Genomic DNA, 15,772 nt, shown 5'->3' on the forward strand with positions numbered 1-15,772 from the left:
TCAGTCGATGACGCGCACGTCGGTCATAACGTCAGGCTGGCCGACAACCGCGCCATTTCCGCCGGTGCCGCGCTTGATCGCGTTCACCACGTCCATGCCATCCGTCACCTTGCCGACCACGGTATATTGGCCGTTGAGATGCGCGGCGGCGCCGAACATGATGAAGAACTGGCTGTTCGCGCTGTCCGGGCTCTGGCTGCGGGCCATGCCGATGACGCCCTCTTCAAAGGGCTGATCCGAGAATTCAGCCTTGAGATCAGGCAGATCGCTGCCGCCAGAGCCTGCACGGCGCATGTCGCCGCCCTCGATTTTGCCGAACTCGACATCGCCTGTCTGCGCCATGAATCCGTCGATCACGCGGTGAAAGACGACGCCGTCATAGGCGCCTTGCTCGGCCAGGGTCACGATCTGCTCGACATGGTTCGGGGCGAAATCCTCGAAAAGGTCGATGGTCACGGTGCCATTCGCTTCGCCCGCGATATCGATTTCAAGGCCGGTAGCCAGTGCGGGCGCGCCTGCGGTGATCAGGAAAGCTGCCAGAAGGTTACGCATCTGCGGCCACCTTGACGCTGATCATGCGGTCGGGATTCGCGGGCGGCTCGCCCTTGGTGATGTTGTCGACAAGCTCCATGCCCTGAATGACGCGGCCATAGACCGTGTATTGGCCGTTGAGGAAATGGTTGTCCTTGAAATTGATGAAGAACTGGCTGTTCGCAGAGTCGGGATTGGCACTGCGCGCCGCGCCCAGCGTGCCGCGATCATGCGGGATCTTAGAAAACTCGGCCTTAAGGTTGGGCAGATCGCTGCCGCCAGTGCCGGCGGCGCGAGGGTTGTAATCCTTTTCCATGTTGGCGTTCTGCACATCGCCCGTCTGCGCCATGAAACCGTCGATCACCCGGTGGAACGCGACGTTGTCATAGGCGCCGCCGCGCGCCAGCTCTTTCATGCGGTCAGAATGGCCGGGAGCCACATCGGGCAATAGCTCGATCGCGACGGTGCCGTCCTTCAGCTCGATCAGGATGGTGTTTTCGGGGTCTTTGATCTCGGCCATGGCGGCCTCCTCTATTTGAAATGCGTTGCTGCAATATCTAGGGGCTTGGACGGGGCTTGCCAAGCGCGCCCGTCTTGACGGCTGCGCGCCGCCGCGCCAAGAGGGGCGGCGACCGATCCCGCGGCCAAGGAGAGCGACATGAGCTGGAAAACCCTCGACGACATCGACCTGACGGCCAAGCGTGTGCTGGTGCGCGTCGATATCAACGTGCCGGTCGAGAATGGCCGCGTCACCGACGCCACGCGGATCGAGCGGATCGTGCCCACGGTCGAGGATATTCTGGCCAAGGGCGGGCGCCCCGTCCTCATCGCCCATTTCGGCCGGCCCAAGGGCAAGGTCGTTCTGGATCTGTCGCTGCGCGTCGTGCTGCCCGCGCTGGAAAAGGCGCTGGGCCATAGCGTGCGGCTGATCGAAACGCTGGACGGCGCCGAGAACCTGACGGCCGAGGCCGCCGCCGCCGAGGTGCTTTTGCTGGAAAACATCCGGTTCTATCCCGGCGAAGAGGCGAATGACCCGGAGTTCGCCCACCGCCTTGCCGCACTGGGCGATGTCTATTGCAACGATGCCTTTTCCGCCGCCCACCGCGCCCATGCCAGCACCACTGGCATCGCGCATCTGATGCCGTCTTGCGCAGGCCGCCTGATGCAGGCCGAGCTGGAGGCGCTGGAGGCGGCGCTGAGCCACCCCAAACGGCCCGTCGTGGCAGTTGTTGGCGGCGCCAAGGTCTCGACCAAGCTGGACCTTCTGAGCAACCTCGTCGAGAAGGTAGATAGCCTTGTCATCGGTGGCGGCATGGCCAACACTTTCCTCGCGGCGCAGGGTCTGCATGTGGGCAAATCCCTTTGCGAGCATGACATGGCCGCCACCGCGCGCGAGATCATGACCAAGGCCGCCACAGAGGGCTGCGAGATCGTCCTGCCCGCCGATATCGTCATTGCGCGCGAGTTCGCCGAGAATGCCCCGCACGAGACGCTGGCCGTGCATCTGTGCCCCGACGACGCGATGATCCTGGACGCCGGCCCGCAAAGCGTGCGGCGTGTGGCGCAGGTGCTGGACACTGCCAAGACGCTGATCTGGAACGGCCCGCTGGGCGCGTTCGAGCTCACGCCCTTCGACACCGCCACGAACGATGCGGCGCGCCACGCCGCAGAGCTGACCCGCAAAGGGAGCCTCATCTCGGTTGCAGGCGGTGGTGATACCGTCGCGGCGCTGAACCGCGCGGGTGTGGCCGAGGATTTCACCTATATCTCCACCGCAGGCGGCGCCTTCCTCGAATGGATGGAAGGTAAGGATCTGCCCGGAGTCGCCGCGCTCAAAGGGTGAAGACCGGGCAGCGCGTTAGCGCCACCACAATTGCAAGCATGCGCGCGCTGACCTAAAAGCACGGCTGACAGTGAATTCCAGATCAGCGGAGCCGAGACATGCCGAACACAGCCCAAGCAGACAAGATTCGCGCCGGAAACGGTTTTGTCGCGGCGCTCGATCAGTCCGGCGGCTCGACCCCCAAGGCGCTGGCGCAATATGGCGTGCCCGAAAGTGCCTATAGCGGCGATGCTGACATGTTCGACATGATCCACGCGATGCGCGCCCGCATCGCGCAGGCGCCCGATTTCAACGGTGACAAGGTGGTCGGCGCGATCCTCTTCGAGATGACGATGGACCGCCAGATCGATGGCAAGCCTTCCGCGAAATACCTCTGGGAAGAGCGCGGCGTCGTGCCGTTCCTCAAGGTCGACAAGGGCCTGAAGGACGAGAAAGATGGCGTGCGCCTGATGAAGCCGATGCCGGATCTGGATATGCTTTGCGAGCGTGCCGTTGCCGCCGGAATTTTCGGCACCAAAATGCGCTCGGTTATCGACGCGGCCTCGGCCAGCGGGATCGAGGCGGTCGTCGCGCAGCAATTCGAGGTGGGCCGGCAGATACTGGGCCACGGCCTGATCCCGATTATCGAGCCTGAGGTCACGATCACCATCAAAGACAAGGCCGAGGCTGAGGCGCTCTTGCTTGAGGCGTTGCAGCGGCATCTGGATGCGTTGCCCGAAGGCACGCAGGTGATGCTGAAACTCACCCTGCCCGAGACCGCGAACCAGTACCGTGCCCTGACACAGCACCCCGCCGTCATGCGCGTCGTTGCCCTTTCGGGTGGGTACAGCCGGGACGAGGCGAACCGCCGCCTTTCCGAGAACACCGGCATCATCGCTAGCTTCAGCCGCGCCCTGACCGAAGGTCTGTCCGCCGACCAGTCCGACGAAGAGTTCAACGAGACCATCGGCGCCACGATCAACAGCATTCACGCGGCTTCTGTCGCCGGCTAAGGGCGAGGCGGGAGCACGACTGTCCCTATTCTTCTTGCTGAAAATCGGCCCCGAAGCCATGGTCTTGTGGTGCAGGATTGCCCGCCCAAAGGCTCAGATCGCCGCGCATATCGGGTTATTGGTCACGGCTTGCGTGTCGGTCTCGTCATATGGGCCGGATTAGTCACGGCGGGTGTGGGGCATCTGGCGTTCTGCCTTGACGGGTGCACATAGGCGAGGCTGCCACAAGATTGCAACGCCAACCATGCGACGCATAAATGTGATTCCAAACGCTGCGTCGCTGTGGCACTGTGGCCCAAAGCCCGCCCAGAGGCATATGAACGAGGCAGTACCGGTGACCTATCGCAAGAAGCCCCCATTGGGCGTTTTCATCTATTTCGTGATCGCTTTCGCGCTGGGCACGTATTTCACCTTTGCCGCGGTGCAGGGGGATTTTGGCCTCTTCAGCCGCGCCGAGATCGAGGCAGAGGCGAGCGAGCTGCAGGCGCAACTGGATACGCTGAATGCCGAGGTGGCGGTAATGGAAAACCTGACGCATCGCCTTTCCGACACGTATCTGGATCTGGATCTGCTGGACGAACAGGCGCGCTCGGTTCTGGGCCTGCTGCGCACGGACGAAATCGTCATCCGTTAATCAAGGCTTTGATCCCTGATCGCACCGAATTTCGGCGCCATCGCGGAACCGGCTTGCCTGATGGGCAGGGGCGTGCCTATCGTGAGACCAGCCGCGCAACTGTTTGTGCCGCGAATAGTTTAGCGTTAAACTATTCACGATTCACGTGCCAACCAAGGGGATACCTGCCAATGGCTGCCCAGAAGAAAGCAAGCAAATCAAACGCTTCGGCGGATGAGCTGAAGGCGTACTATCGCGACATGCTGCTGATCCGTCGATTCGAGGAAAAGGCGGGCCAACTCTATGGGATGGGCCTGATCGGCGGGTTCTGTCACCTTTATATCGGGCAGGAGGCCGTTGTCGTCGGGCTGGAAGCCGCTGCCGAAGAGGGCGACAAGCGTATTACCACCTACCGCGACCATGGCCATATGCTGGCCTGCGGGATGGACCCCGACGGCGTCATGGCCGAGCTGACGGGCCGCGAGGGCGGCTATAGCCGCGGCAAGGGCGGCTCGATGCACATGTTCTCGAAGGAGAAGCATTTTTACGGCGGGCACGGCATTGTCGGCGCGAATGTGCCGCTGGGGGCCGGCCTCGCGTTTTCGGACAAGTACCGCGAAAATGACCGCGTGACGTTCACCTATTTCGGCGACGGCGCCGCGAACCAGGGCCAGGTCTACGAGACGTTCAACATGGCCAAGCTCTGGGATCTGCCCGTGATCTTCGTCATCGAGAACAACCAGTATGCAATGGGCACCGCGCAGAAGCGCTCGACCTCGACGCCCGACCTTTACAAGCGCGGGGACGCGTTCGGCATTCCTGGCGAAGCGGTGGACGGCATGGACGTGCTGGCCGTGAAGGAAGCGGGCGAAAAGGCCGTCGCGCATTGCCGCGCGGGCAAGGGGCCGTACATCCTTGAGATCAAGACATACCGCTATCGCGGGCATTCGATGTCGGACCCGGCCAAGTATCGCACCCGGGAAGAAGTGCAGAAGATGCGCGACGAGAAGGACTGCATCGAGCATGTCCGAGACCTGCTGCTGACCGGCAAGCACGCGACCGAGGAAGATCTGAAAGCCATCGACAAGGAAATCAAGCAGATCGTCAACGCCTCGGCCGAGTTTGCCAAGGAAAGCCCTGAGCCGGACGAGAGCGAGCTGTGGACAGATGTCTACGCCGACGAAGTCCCGCAGAAAGCCTGAGGAGCCACGCATATGCCGACAGAAATTCTCATGCCCGCCCTCAGCCCCACGATGGAAGAGGGCACGTTGGCCAAATGGCTGGTCAAGGAGGGCGATACCGTCTCGTCCGGGGATATCCTGGCCGAAATCGAAACCGACAAGGCCACGATGGAGTTCGAGGCCGTCGATGAAGGCACGATCGGCAAGATCCTGATCGAGGCCGGCACCGAGGGCGTTGCGGTGAACACCGCCATCGCCGTTCTGCTGGAAGAGGGCGAGAGCGCCGACGATATCGACACGGATGCCGGCGCCAAAGCCGAGGCGCCCAAGGAAGAGCCGAAAGCCGAGGACAAGGGTGACAAGAAGTCCGACTCCCCCAAGGCTGTTCCCGCGCAGGCAAAAGCCCCGAAGCCGGACCGCACGCCCGACTGGCCCGAAGGCACCGAGACGAAAAAGCAGACTGTCCGCGAGGCGCTGAACGAGGCGATGGCCGAGGAAATGCGCCGCGATGGCGACGTTTTCATCATGGGCGAGGAAGTGGCCGAGTATCAGGGTGCCTACAAGATCACCCAGAACCTGCTGCAGGAATTCGGAGCCAAGCGTGTGATCGATACGCCGATTACCGAACATGGCTTTGCCGGGATCGGCGTCGGCGCGGCCTTTGGCGGTCTGCGCCCCATCGTCGAATTTATGACCTGGAACTTTGCCATGCAGGCGATTGACCAGATTCTGAACTCGGCGGCCAAGACGCTTTACATGTCGGGCGGGCAGATGGGTTGCCCCATCGTCTTCCGCGGTCCCAACGGCGCCGCCGCCCGCGTGGGCGCGCAGCACAGTCAGGACTATGCGGCGTGGTATGCGCATATTCCGGGCCTCAAGGTGGTGCAGCCCTATTCGGCCTCGGACGCCAAGGGACTGCTGAAAACCGCGATCCGCGATCCAAACCCGGTTGTCTTTCTGGAAAACGAAATCCTCTACGGCAAGTCTTTCGATGTGCCGGTGATGGAGGATTATACCGTTCCCTTCGGCAAGGCGCGCATCTGGCGCGAGGGCGAGGATGTGACCATCGTCAGCTTTGGCATCGGCATGACCTATGCGATGGAGGCTGCCGAGAAATTGGCCGAGGATGGGATTTCAGCTGAGGTCATCGACCTGCGCACCCTGCGCCCCATCGACTATGACACTGTCATCGCCTCGGTTCAGAAGACCAACCGCTGCGTGACGGTCGAAGAAGGCTTCCCGGTGGCGTCCATTGGAAATCACCTCTCGGCCGTGATCATGGAGCGCGCGTTCGACTATCTAGACGCGCCCGTCATAAACTGCCTGGGCAAGGACGTGCCCATGCCCTACGCCGCCAACCTCGAAAAGCTGGCCCTGACCTCGACCAAGGAGGTCTTGGACGCGGTGCATAAAGTGATCTACCGGTAAGGAGAAAGAGCGATGCCGACAGAAATTCTGATGCCCGCGCTTTCCCCGACGATGGAGGAAGGCACACTGGCGAAATGGCTGGTCAAGGAGGGCGACACCGTGTCCTCTGGCGATCTGCTGGCCGAGATTGAGACGGACAAGGCCACGATGGAATTCGAGGCCGTGGACGAGGGCACGATCGGCAAGATCCTGATCGAGGCCGGCACCGAAGGCGTGAAAGTGAACACCGCCATCGCCGTCCTGCTGGAAGAAGGCGAGAGCACCGACGACATCGAGGAGGGTGCCAGCAAGGCTGCGCCTGACAAAGATGACGCCAAGGAGGCTGCGCCCAAATCGGATGATAAGCCGCCCGCCAAGGAGAGCGCCTCCGCCGAGGCTTCCGAGGCGCCCGCCGCGCCCAAAAACGTCGATGGCGAGCGTATCTTCGCTTCGCCCCTCGCGCGCCGGATCGCGGCGGACAAGGGTCTGGATCTGACCCAGATTGACGGCTCGGGCCCGAATGGCCGCATCGTCAAGGCCGATGTCGAAAACGCCACTGCCAAGCCCGCCAAAAAGGCAGGCGCGGCCGAGGCGGATGCCGTGGGCGCCCCCGCCGCGACCGAGCCTGCCAAGACGGGGCAGTCCGCCGATGCGGTTGCCAAGATCTATGAGGGACGTGAGTATTCCGAGGTCAAGCTGGACGGCATGCGCAAAACTATCGCCGCCCGCCTGACCGAAGCCAAGCAGACCGTGCCGCATTTCTACCTGCGCCGCGATATCAAGCTGGACGCGCTGCTGAAATTCCGCGGCGATCTGAATAAGCAGTTGGAAGGGCGTGGCGTCAAGCTGAGCGTCAACGACTTCATCATCAAGGCCTGCGCGCTGGCTCTTCAGGCCGTGCCCGCCGCCAATGCGGTCTGGGCCGGTGATCGTGTGCTGCAGCTCAAGCCGTCGGATGTGGCGGTTGCGGTCGCCATTGAGGGCGGGCTTTTCACCCCGGTTCTCAAGGACGCGGACATGAAGTCGCTGTCGTCCCTTTCTGCCGAGATGAAGGATCTGGCCGCTCGCGCACGTGATCGCAAGCTGGCGCCGCACGAGTACCAGGGCGGCAGCTTTGCCATTTCGAACCTTGGAATGTTCGGCATTGACAATTTCGACGCCGTCATCAACCCGCCGCATGGCGCGATCCTCGCCGTGGGAGCGGGCGTGAAAAAGCCTGTCGTCGGCAAGGATGGCGAATTGGCAATTGCGACGGTCATGTCCGTCACGCTCAGTGTCGACCACCGGGTGATCGACGGCGCGATGGGTGCAGACCTGCTGAAACACATCGTTGAGAACCTGGAAAACCCGATGGTCATGTTGGCCTGAGGCACACGCGCCGCAATAAAGTTCCGGCTTCGATTGAAACCTGAAAGCGCGCCAAGTGGCGCGCTTTTTACTTTGCTGCGGGTATGGTTTGAACGTCACACACTTCCGCAATTCAAGGCTGTGTTTTTCTAATCTTCGAAAATTATTCAAATTCACTTGAAGTGCAGAGTCGGTTCATGATTCTAGATGCTTATCAATAATAACAATATGAGGTGGGTGTCATGACAGTGAAAACGAACATGATTATGGCTTGTGCACTTTTGGCGGTGCCGGGCTTGGCAAGCGCACAAGATTTCTCTGGTGCCGCAACGCTTGGGTACGGTTTCTCTTCCATTTCGGACGGTGGTGGCGATGCCAACACCTACACGCTGGACGGAACCGGAACTTTCGCATTCCAAAACGGGTGGAGTATCGATCTGGACGGATCCTTCGCTCATTCCGACCCTGATGGTTCCGGTGATATCGGCGTGACGGACCTGGGCGCAAAGCTTCAGTATCAAATGTACTCAGGCGCGATGTTCGGCGCGTATGTCGATTATACGGATCTGGACGGAAACGGTCTTTTCAACGTCAACGCGGATGTCACGTCTTATGGTGTGACCGGCGGATACAGCGGCCAGCTTCTGCAGATGGAAGTCAACGTCGGCGGTGCTGATGCGTCGATTTCCGGGCTGGGCTCGAATGATGACTGGATGGATTATGGCGTAAATGTTGCCTATACGCCCACGGACAAAACTAAGATTGCAGGTCACTGGCAGCTGAGTGACTTGAATACGGCCTTCGGCGGGACCAACCTGACCAGCATCGGTATCGGTGCCAGCCACGATTTTGGGATCGGCTTCATCGGGTTCGGTGGCATCAGCCGCGTGGATTTTGACGCGCTGAATGTGGATGCGACGTCCTACGGGCTTGGCGTGGGCTATGACCTGCAGCAGATCAGCAATCTGCCCGGCCAGGTGTCGCTCGAACTGGCCCGCACCAATCTGGATGTCGGCGGGTTCGGTGACGCGGACGAAGATACTATCAGGCTTGGATTCACCATGCCGCTGGGATCGCGTAAAAGCAGCGCTCCGCTCAACAGCCTTGCCGACAGCATCATGTCGCCGCGGCATAACGCAATTTCGACTTTGGCGGATAACGCGTTTTAATCGGCCAAATCCCCGAAACCAGAGAACAGCCAAAAATAAAGCACCGAGCAATCGCTCGGTGCTTTATCATTTCAAAAGCGTAAAAGTTTCAGCGCACGCCCAGCAATTGGTCCATGCGCACAGAAGGCTGATCACATCCGGCCTCGCCGACGATCCGCGCGGGCACCCCCGCCACCGTCTTGCAGGGCGGCACTTCCTCCAACACGACCGAGCCGGCGGCGATACGGCTGCAATGGCCCACCTTGATATTGCCGAGAACCTTGGCGCCGGCCCCGATAAGCACGCCATCGCCGATCTTGGGGTGACGATCTTCCTCTTCCTTACCGGTCCCGCCAAGCGTCACGGAATGCAGCATCGAGACGTTGTCCCCCACGACCGCCGTCTCGCCGATGACGATGCTGTGTGCGTGGTCGATCATGATGCCCTTGCCGATCTTGGCAGCGGGATGGATGTCGACGCCAAATGCCTCGGACACCCGCATCTGGAAGAAGCGTGCCATATCCCGGCGCCCCTCGCGCCACAGCAGGTTCGAGACCCGATGGGCCTGAATGGCCTGAAATCCCTTGAAGAAGAGCAGCGGCAGAATAAACCGATCGCAGGCCGGATCGCGGTCGAATACCGCGACGATGTCTGCCCGCGCGGCAATGCCGATATCGGGATCCTTGCGATAGGCCCAGTCGCAAATCTCGCGCAGGATCTGCTCAGGCATCTCGTTCGAGGCCAGCTTCATCGATGTTCGATAGGCCAGCGCGGATTCGAGCGTTTTATGATGAAGGATGCTCGAATGTATCATGCCGCCCATCAAGGGCTCGCCCCGAATGGCGTCCTCGGCCTCGGTGGTGATCTGGTGCCATACCGGATCGCATTTCGTCAGCTGTGCGTGCGACTTGCCCATGGCCAAAGCTCCTTTTGTGCGGCGCTCTTATACCACATAGGTGGCCTGGACGAAATGCAAAGGCGTGGTTAGGTTCTTCAATCGCATACATTGGCAACTCTGCGATGCTGCCACGAGACTTGGCGCGGCCGGAAATCATTCCGACCGCGCGGCATGGGTTCTATCTCGGCCGCTTAGCTTTCAACGGTTATTCGGGCAAATACTCCTGGCCCGAACTTGGCGGATATCTGCGCAACTTCGACGTCGAAGGATCCACTGACCCCGTCCTCCGCCCTGGCGCCGGCGTCATAGGTCCACATGGGTGCCGATGTGATCTCCTCTCGCAGCACCGCATCACCCTGCATGATGCGCAGCAAATAGGCCTCACTCTCTTCACCCATTGGGACCTCGGGTGTGTCCCATCTGTCACCATCGATGCGCGTGCGGCGGACCCAAGTGACAGACGTCTCTCCATTGGTGCTTGTCACCGCGCGCAGATGGGCAGGGCTGTACGGACGCAGGCCGATCCCCTCAAAGGAAAGCACCGCATGCTGATAGGACGGGTCATCGACCGCCCGCCCAGCAGGCCCGATGCGATAGTGCTGTGCCCGCCGCCGAAGCGCATCCGACAACTCGATCTGCCCGGGTATGCCGTTCATCATGACCAGATAGCTGCCTTCCGGCCATCCGGACCCAGCTGAGCGCTCCGTGCCCAGCTGGCCCCGCAGGCGATGACTCAGAAAGTAGGTATCGCGATCGATCAGCTCGGCATCCCGAAACTGTATCATCTCCCACCCGTCCGCCGTGCCGTCGCCAACCGCGCACAGATTGGCGCCGGCCAGCAACGCATCATCGTCAACGCTCTCCAGGGAGCCCGAGATGAGACGTACCGTGACGCCATCCGTCCGGTCGATCAGGCCTGAACTGCCGGGCGCGAGCGCGGTCTCCAAAACGCCGATGGTGGACCGCGCCTCGATCAGGCGGTTCAATTGATAGTTGGAATCGCTGCCCGAAGAGTAGAGGGCAGCTGACCCCGGCCATGGCCGGGCGGTGACGGCAAGATGCGGCGCACTCGGCTCTTCCTGCCCCGTCATCAGCGGCAAATCCAGGAACAATGGCAAGACGGGCACGGGCGGAACGAAGGGACGCACTGCGGGCGGAGTCTGCTCGATATCAATGGGCCGATAGCTTTCAGGTTCAATCCGAACGCCATCAATCCTTTGGGCATTTCCCATCTGCTCGACCCGATCGATCCGGAAGAGACCCTTGCCGCCGGCCTCGCTCAGGCCGATCACATCGCCGGCTCCGAGTGACAGCAGCGACGGCGGCAGGACGAGGCGCACTGTGTCGATGGAGACCCGCGCTTCGGACAGCCAGCGCTCGGTCACGGCACGCCCCTCCGAACGGGTCATGGCCAGCGGAATTTCCGAGGTCGAGACAGCATGCGTCGCGTCATCAGGCAAAACCGCCTCCTCGGCGACGACGTCAAAGTCACTATCGGCCTCTACAAACCGCAGACGCACACGACCCGCAATCTCGGCGGCCCCGCCGCGCGTCTCTTCCAGGCGGGTGCCATTCTCGTCGTCGCGTACCAGGTGATCCATTCCGACCTGGGCATCCGCTAAGCCGTCGCGCATCCGAAAGATCAGCACGCCGTCCCTTTCAATGGCGTCAAAACCATAGCGCAGCATGAGGGGTTGCAACGCGGACCGGGCCTCGCTCACTTGTTCGACAGTGTATCCGCTGACGTATCCAAAGAGCTGCGAGGTGTCGACATGGGTAAGACCCGCACGCGCCGTGATCTCCTGCACGATCGACGCCAGCGACCGCGCAGCGGTGCGGCCGGTCAGCCAATGTCCCCGTGCGTAATTTTGACCATCGTCCCACAAGGTTCTGTTGTTGGGAAAAAACGGAAACGGTCTCGCATCCCAAGCCCAGACGTAAGCCCGGTCGATGTCGATCATCTGGCCGTCATATTCCGGTGATATCGGATTATGAGCCGGATCTGTCCAGTAGCTGCGCATGGCGCGCAGATACTGGCGCTGGATCAGATCATCACGCTGACCGTTCGAGAATTTCGGCAAAGCCGATTCCGAGGATTTCGCATCGACAAACTTGTTCGGCTCATTCGTGCCCTTGTCGATCGCGGCGCAGCCAATCTCGGTAAATCGGATCGGCTTCGATTTCGGAATCCACGGAGTGGGGTCTTCGGCTCGCACACCAGCTACGCGATCGTGATGAGCGTTTTTCCACCAGTTGCAGATATCCTTGTAGCGCCAAACCCACGGCTCGCCATATTCCTCATCGGTGATGGGCGTGCGAATTTGCGCTGCAGTCGCCTCGGGCGAATGGTAGTACCAATCGTACCCCTCGCCGCCCTCGATATTGGCCTTGAGATAGTCGAGGTTATAGATTGAGCCCCAGTGCGCATCCGCGTGATCCTGACCCTCGCGCCAGTCCGAGAGGGGCATGTAATTGTCGATCCCGATGAAATCGATATTCGCATCCGCCCAGAGCGGATCCAGATGAAAATAGCGGTCACCGCTGCCATCTTGCGGCTGATAGCCGAAATACTCAGACCAATCGGCCGCATACCCAATCTTCACGTCCGGCCCCAGCAAGGCACGCACCTCGGCGGCCAGATCAATCAGGGCCTCGACCGCCGGAAATTGTCCATTCGCTCCACGCAGCTGGGTCAGCCCGCGCATCTCTGATCCGATGCAGAAACTTTCGACGCCGCCCGCCTTTGCGCAAAGGGCCGCATTATGCAGCACGAAACGGCGATAGCTCCACTCATTGGGCCCAGTATAGGATACTGGACTGTAGACGACCGGCTTGGACAATGCGACCAAGTCAAAATACTCGTTTTTCCGCGCCCCGCTGACAGGAGCAGGCCCCGGCGGTATGGTGGGGATCAGACTAAAGTCCGACGCGCGTGCCGTGCCAAAGAACGCCGCAATTTCAGCCTCTGCTGCCGCAGTCGAATCCGGACTGCCAGGCTGTCCCGGTGCCGTTGACAAGGTCATGCGCCCTCGCCACGGCAATGCAGGTTGGCCGATCTCGCCGGTGTAAGGATCAGGGAGGGTATTCCCCGCGACCTGATCCATCAGAATGAAGGGATAGAACATTACGTCCTGACCCGCTCGCTTCAGGGCTTTGATGGCTTCCAGAACGCTGCGATCATCCGGCGTGCCCCCGTAGACCGGGCTGCCATCGTCGTTTTGCGGGACCAGAGGTGCTGAGTATCGGGTCCGCCCTGCGACTGCCCAAGGCATGTTACGCGCGTCGTACTGTTTTTGCTCGACCTTGGGCTGAAGCCGGCATGAGCCGCACCGCAAATCGTCCCCGAACCAGCTGACGATCAGCGAGGTGCTACGACATGCGGGCAGCTCCCCGGTCAGCGCCTCCAGGGATGTCGAGAAATCGGACTTTCCCGACGGAGTGTTAATGTTGGCCAAAGCCGAAGAGCCTACTCCGTAATTCATTGTGACCGGCGTCGTGGCCAGCGTGTATTCGCCGCTGCCCGGCAGCAGCGCAACCGCGCGCACCCCGCGTGCAGGGTCCAGTTCCGAACCCTCTTCGCTGGTTTGAGATGGGCGCGTCACTTCGAAGGTGAACTGCGGCACCCGGTTGCCAAACTGGCCTAGCTCCAGGTTTTCAATGACGACATAGGCGGTGCCGCGATAGGCTGGCACCGTGCCGGCCCCCTCGACTGCCTCGATCTTGGGGTCCGGCAGCTGATCGCGGGTGCCAGTATAGATCCGCATCGTGATCGAATTGCGCGTGAGTTCACTGCCATCTGCCCAAATCCGGCCCACATGGCTGATCTCGCCCTCGCAAAGAGCCAGCGCAATGCTGACTGAATAGCTGTATTGGCGGACCTTGGGCGCGCTGGGCGCACCCTTTCCGCCGCCGCTGCTGCTGGTCACGTTCACTTTCTCGCGGAACTCCGTGGCCCAGATCACCTGCCCGGCGACGCGCATCCGACCATAGACCTGCGCAATCGCATCGCCTTCGCCCGATCCGGTCAGCCGCAGTCGACTGGCACGGCCCGTCTCGACGATGTCAGATCCCTGGCCCAGCAATCGCTGATCAATCGAGCGGCCGATGACACCCCCAGCAAAGCGCCCGACCGCCGCCATGGACAGGCCCAACACGGTGCCGCCCATCGATCCGCCGATGGCCGCTCCGGCGGCTGATAGTAGAATAGTCGCCATCAGAGTTGCTCCTCAGGAAATGTGAAACGCGCCACGATGCGGCGCCGCCAAGGCAGGCTCAGAGGGCTTTCGACCACTGCATGCCCCGAATAGGCGTGAATGAAAGACGCTTGCGCTCCGATGCGCCCTGCAATGCCCAGATGCTTGGCCACAGCCCCATCGCGCATCCGGAAAAGCAGCACGTCACCGGGTGCTTCGTCGTCAATGTGTTTGGGGTGCAGGTGGCGGTGTGCCGCCTGCCACAGCGCTTCGATGCGCGCAGGTTCGGACCAGTCCATCGAGTAAGCCGGCGGCGTCTCGGGCTCGCCGCCCAGCACTTCGCGCCAGACACCGCGCAACAGGCCTAGACAATCTGTGCCAGCCCCCTTGCAGGCGGCTTGGTGCAAGTAGGGCGTGCCGATCCAGCCGCGTGCCGCTGCTACGATGGTATCCCGTGATCCGTTTGTCATCGCCTGCTCCCCCCGTCCAAGCTGCTGGATCGTGACGGATCGCTGATCGACCAATCGTCACCGGGGATGTCCGGGAAGCCCTGAAAGTTGTAGAGGTTCTGAAACTTCAGGCGACAGGTTACAGCCCGCTTGTCGCACCCCGCCTCTAGCCGCAGCATGTCACCCGGCGTTACGGCAGCGCGCAACGGATGCCACAGCTCGACCACGCGCCGGTCCGCTTCCACGACATCGCGTTTGATGAGCCCGTGCAGGTCTTTGGCGGCGCCCTCTTTCACCGTGAGGCGCCCATGCTGAAACCAGCCGGCATCGAATCCGGCAAATAGCTCAAAGCGAAAGACACGCCGATCAATGATCTCGGCGGCGACCCGATCGCTAGTGTATCCTGCCGCGCTCATATCAAAGGCGCAGGCCTTGTCACCCAGAACGGCCGAGCAGGGCTTTTGATAGACCCGCCCCATGGGCCGGTTCAGTGCCTCAGTCAGCCCTCGCAACTCAGCTTCGAAGGCGCCGCCGGACCTACGAAGCTCGCCGATCGTGCCGCGAAACTGTAGATGCCGCTGACGTACATCCTGCCAATTGACCAGCCAGGCGCGGATTTCCGCACCGTCATAGCGACCCGCCTCGATATCCTCTTCTCGGATCGATGCATCGCTCAGTGCACCCAGCGCCTCCGTATTATCGACCGAAAGGCCGGTTGTCTGCTGAATGGCAAGCGCGCTCAGGCCAGTATCGGCGCGGAATGTCAGCCCATCAAAGACCAAAGGCCCGTCATGGTCGGTAAATCCCAGAACCACGCCATCCTTGCGCGTCAACGCCCACGCGCGGCACGTAGTGGTGATTCCGCTGCGCAGGTGCGCGTCCAGCTCGGCGTTCATCCTGCTCATACCCGTATCTCCACCACTGGCACGTTCGGAGCATCCCCAGCCTGGAAACTCGCAACGCTCACCATGATCCGGTCAGTGTCAAAGCGGACCGGCACATCGAATTCGAACCCGGCAGTCACCGTGTCGCCCGCGTTGGGTGGGGTAGTGCCCCGGGAAGTGGTGTAGGAACTGGCGTCCACCTGCTTTTTCATAGCCGGTGTTGCTCGTTCACTGAGCGGCGATCATCGCCGTCTCACCGTCATCGTTGCATATGGCGGTCAGCTTT

The 15,772-nt window shown here is 61.3% G+C and carries 13 protein-coding genes and 1 pseudogene; 7 read left to right on the top strand and 7 right to left on the bottom strand.

Annotated features, from left to right (window positions below; translation table 11 throughout):
- Positions 1 to 552, bottom strand: coding sequence for a peptidylprolyl isomerase (locus tag ACEWPL_RS08200; RefSeq protein ID WP_393933313.1), 552 nt, complete (start codon positions 550 to 552; stop codon positions 1 to 3).
- Positions 545 to 1,051 carry a peptidylprolyl isomerase gene (locus ACEWPL_RS08205; RefSeq protein WP_393933315.1) on the bottom strand — a complete coding sequence of 169 codons (507 nt, stop codon included), beginning with the start codon at positions 1,049 to 1,051 and terminating at the stop codon, positions 545 to 547. The genes ACEWPL_RS08200 and ACEWPL_RS08205 overlap by 8 nt, the downstream gene beginning before the upstream one ends.
- Positions 1,052 to 1,189: 138 nt before the next feature.
- Here ACEWPL_RS08205 and ACEWPL_RS08210 point away from each other — a divergent pair, with 138 nt between their 5' ends.
- From ACEWPL_RS08210 to ACEWPL_RS08240, 7 genes are all read left to right on the top strand, one after another.
- Positions 1,190 to 2,374: a phosphoglycerate kinase gene (locus ACEWPL_RS08210; RefSeq protein ID WP_393933317.1), complete on the top strand. Its 1,185-nt coding sequence runs from the start codon at positions 1,190 to 1,192 to the stop codon at positions 2,372 to 2,374.
- A 98-nt stretch (positions 2,375 to 2,472) separates the two neighbouring features.
- Positions 2,473 to 3,366 carry a fructose bisphosphate aldolase gene (locus tag ACEWPL_RS08215; protein WP_393933319.1) on the top strand — a complete coding sequence of 298 codons (894 nt, stop codon included), beginning with the start codon at positions 2,473 to 2,475 and terminating at the stop codon, positions 3,364 to 3,366.
- 316 nt (positions 3,367 to 3,682) lie between these two features.
- Complete coding sequence (locus tag ACEWPL_RS08220; protein WP_393933321.1) at positions 3,683 to 4,000, top strand: FtsB family cell division protein; 318 nt, start codon at positions 3,683 to 3,685, stop codon at positions 3,998 to 4,000.
- Positions 4,001 to 4,170: 170 nt separating this feature from the next.
- Positions 4,171 to 5,181: a pyruvate dehydrogenase (acetyl-transferring) E1 component subunit alpha gene (pdhA, locus tag ACEWPL_RS08225; RefSeq protein WP_393933323.1), complete on the top strand. Its 1,011-nt coding sequence runs from the start codon at positions 4,171 to 4,173 to the stop codon at positions 5,179 to 5,181.
- A gap of 12 nt (positions 5,182 to 5,193) precedes the next feature.
- Positions 5,194 to 6,588: a pyruvate dehydrogenase complex E1 component subunit beta gene (locus tag ACEWPL_RS08230; protein WP_393933325.1), complete on the top strand. Its 1,395-nt coding sequence runs from the start codon at positions 5,194 to 5,196 to the stop codon at positions 6,586 to 6,588.
- A gap of 12 nt (positions 6,589 to 6,600) precedes the next feature.
- Complete coding sequence (locus ACEWPL_RS08235; RefSeq protein WP_393933327.1) at positions 6,601 to 7,935, top strand: pyruvate dehydrogenase complex dihydrolipoamide acetyltransferase; 1,335 nt, start codon at positions 6,601 to 6,603, stop codon at positions 7,933 to 7,935.
- Between the two features lie 221 nt (positions 7,936 to 8,156).
- Positions 8,157 to 9,083: a hypothetical protein gene (locus ACEWPL_RS08240; RefSeq protein WP_393933329.1), complete on the top strand. Its 927-nt coding sequence runs from the start codon at positions 8,157 to 8,159 to the stop codon at positions 9,081 to 9,083.
- 88 nt (positions 9,084 to 9,171) lie between these two features.
- Here ACEWPL_RS08240 and cysE read toward each other — a convergent pair whose 3' ends face one another.
- The 5 genes and pseudogenes from cysE to ACEWPL_RS08265 form a co-directional block, all read right to left on the bottom strand.
- Complete coding sequence (gene cysE, locus ACEWPL_RS08245; protein WP_393933331.1) at positions 9,172 to 9,978, bottom strand: serine O-acetyltransferase; 807 nt, start codon at positions 9,976 to 9,978, stop codon at positions 9,172 to 9,174.
- A gap of 173 nt (positions 9,979 to 10,151) precedes the next feature.
- A complete protein-coding gene (locus tag ACEWPL_RS08250) occupies positions 10,152 to 14,174 on the bottom strand; it encodes a baseplate multidomain protein megatron (RefSeq protein ID WP_393933333.1) in 4,023 nt (1,340 codons plus the stop codon).
- A complete protein-coding gene (locus ACEWPL_RS08255) occupies positions 14,174 to 14,623 on the bottom strand; it encodes a C40 family peptidase (protein WP_393933335.1) in 450 nt (149 codons plus the stop codon). Before ACEWPL_RS08255 ends, ACEWPL_RS08250 begins: the two co-directional genes overlap by 1 nt.
- On the bottom strand, positions 14,620 to 15,507 hold the full coding sequence (locus ACEWPL_RS08260) for a DUF2163 domain-containing protein (RefSeq protein ID WP_393933337.1): 888 nt from the start codon (positions 15,505 to 15,507) through the stop codon (positions 14,620 to 14,622). Before ACEWPL_RS08260 ends, ACEWPL_RS08255 begins: the two co-directional genes overlap by 4 nt.
- Positions 15,504 to 15,647, bottom strand: a pseudogene (locus tag ACEWPL_RS08265) (DUF2460 domain-containing protein); the annotation flags it as partial. The gene ACEWPL_RS08260 and the pseudogene ACEWPL_RS08265, both read right to left, overlap by 4 nt.
- Positions 15,648 to 15,772 lie beyond the last annotated feature (125 nt).

This window comes from Roseovarius roseus (assembly GCF_043355935.2).
Taxonomy (GTDB): Bacteria; Pseudomonadota; Alphaproteobacteria; order Rhodobacterales; family Rhodobacteraceae; genus Roseovarius; species Roseovarius roseus.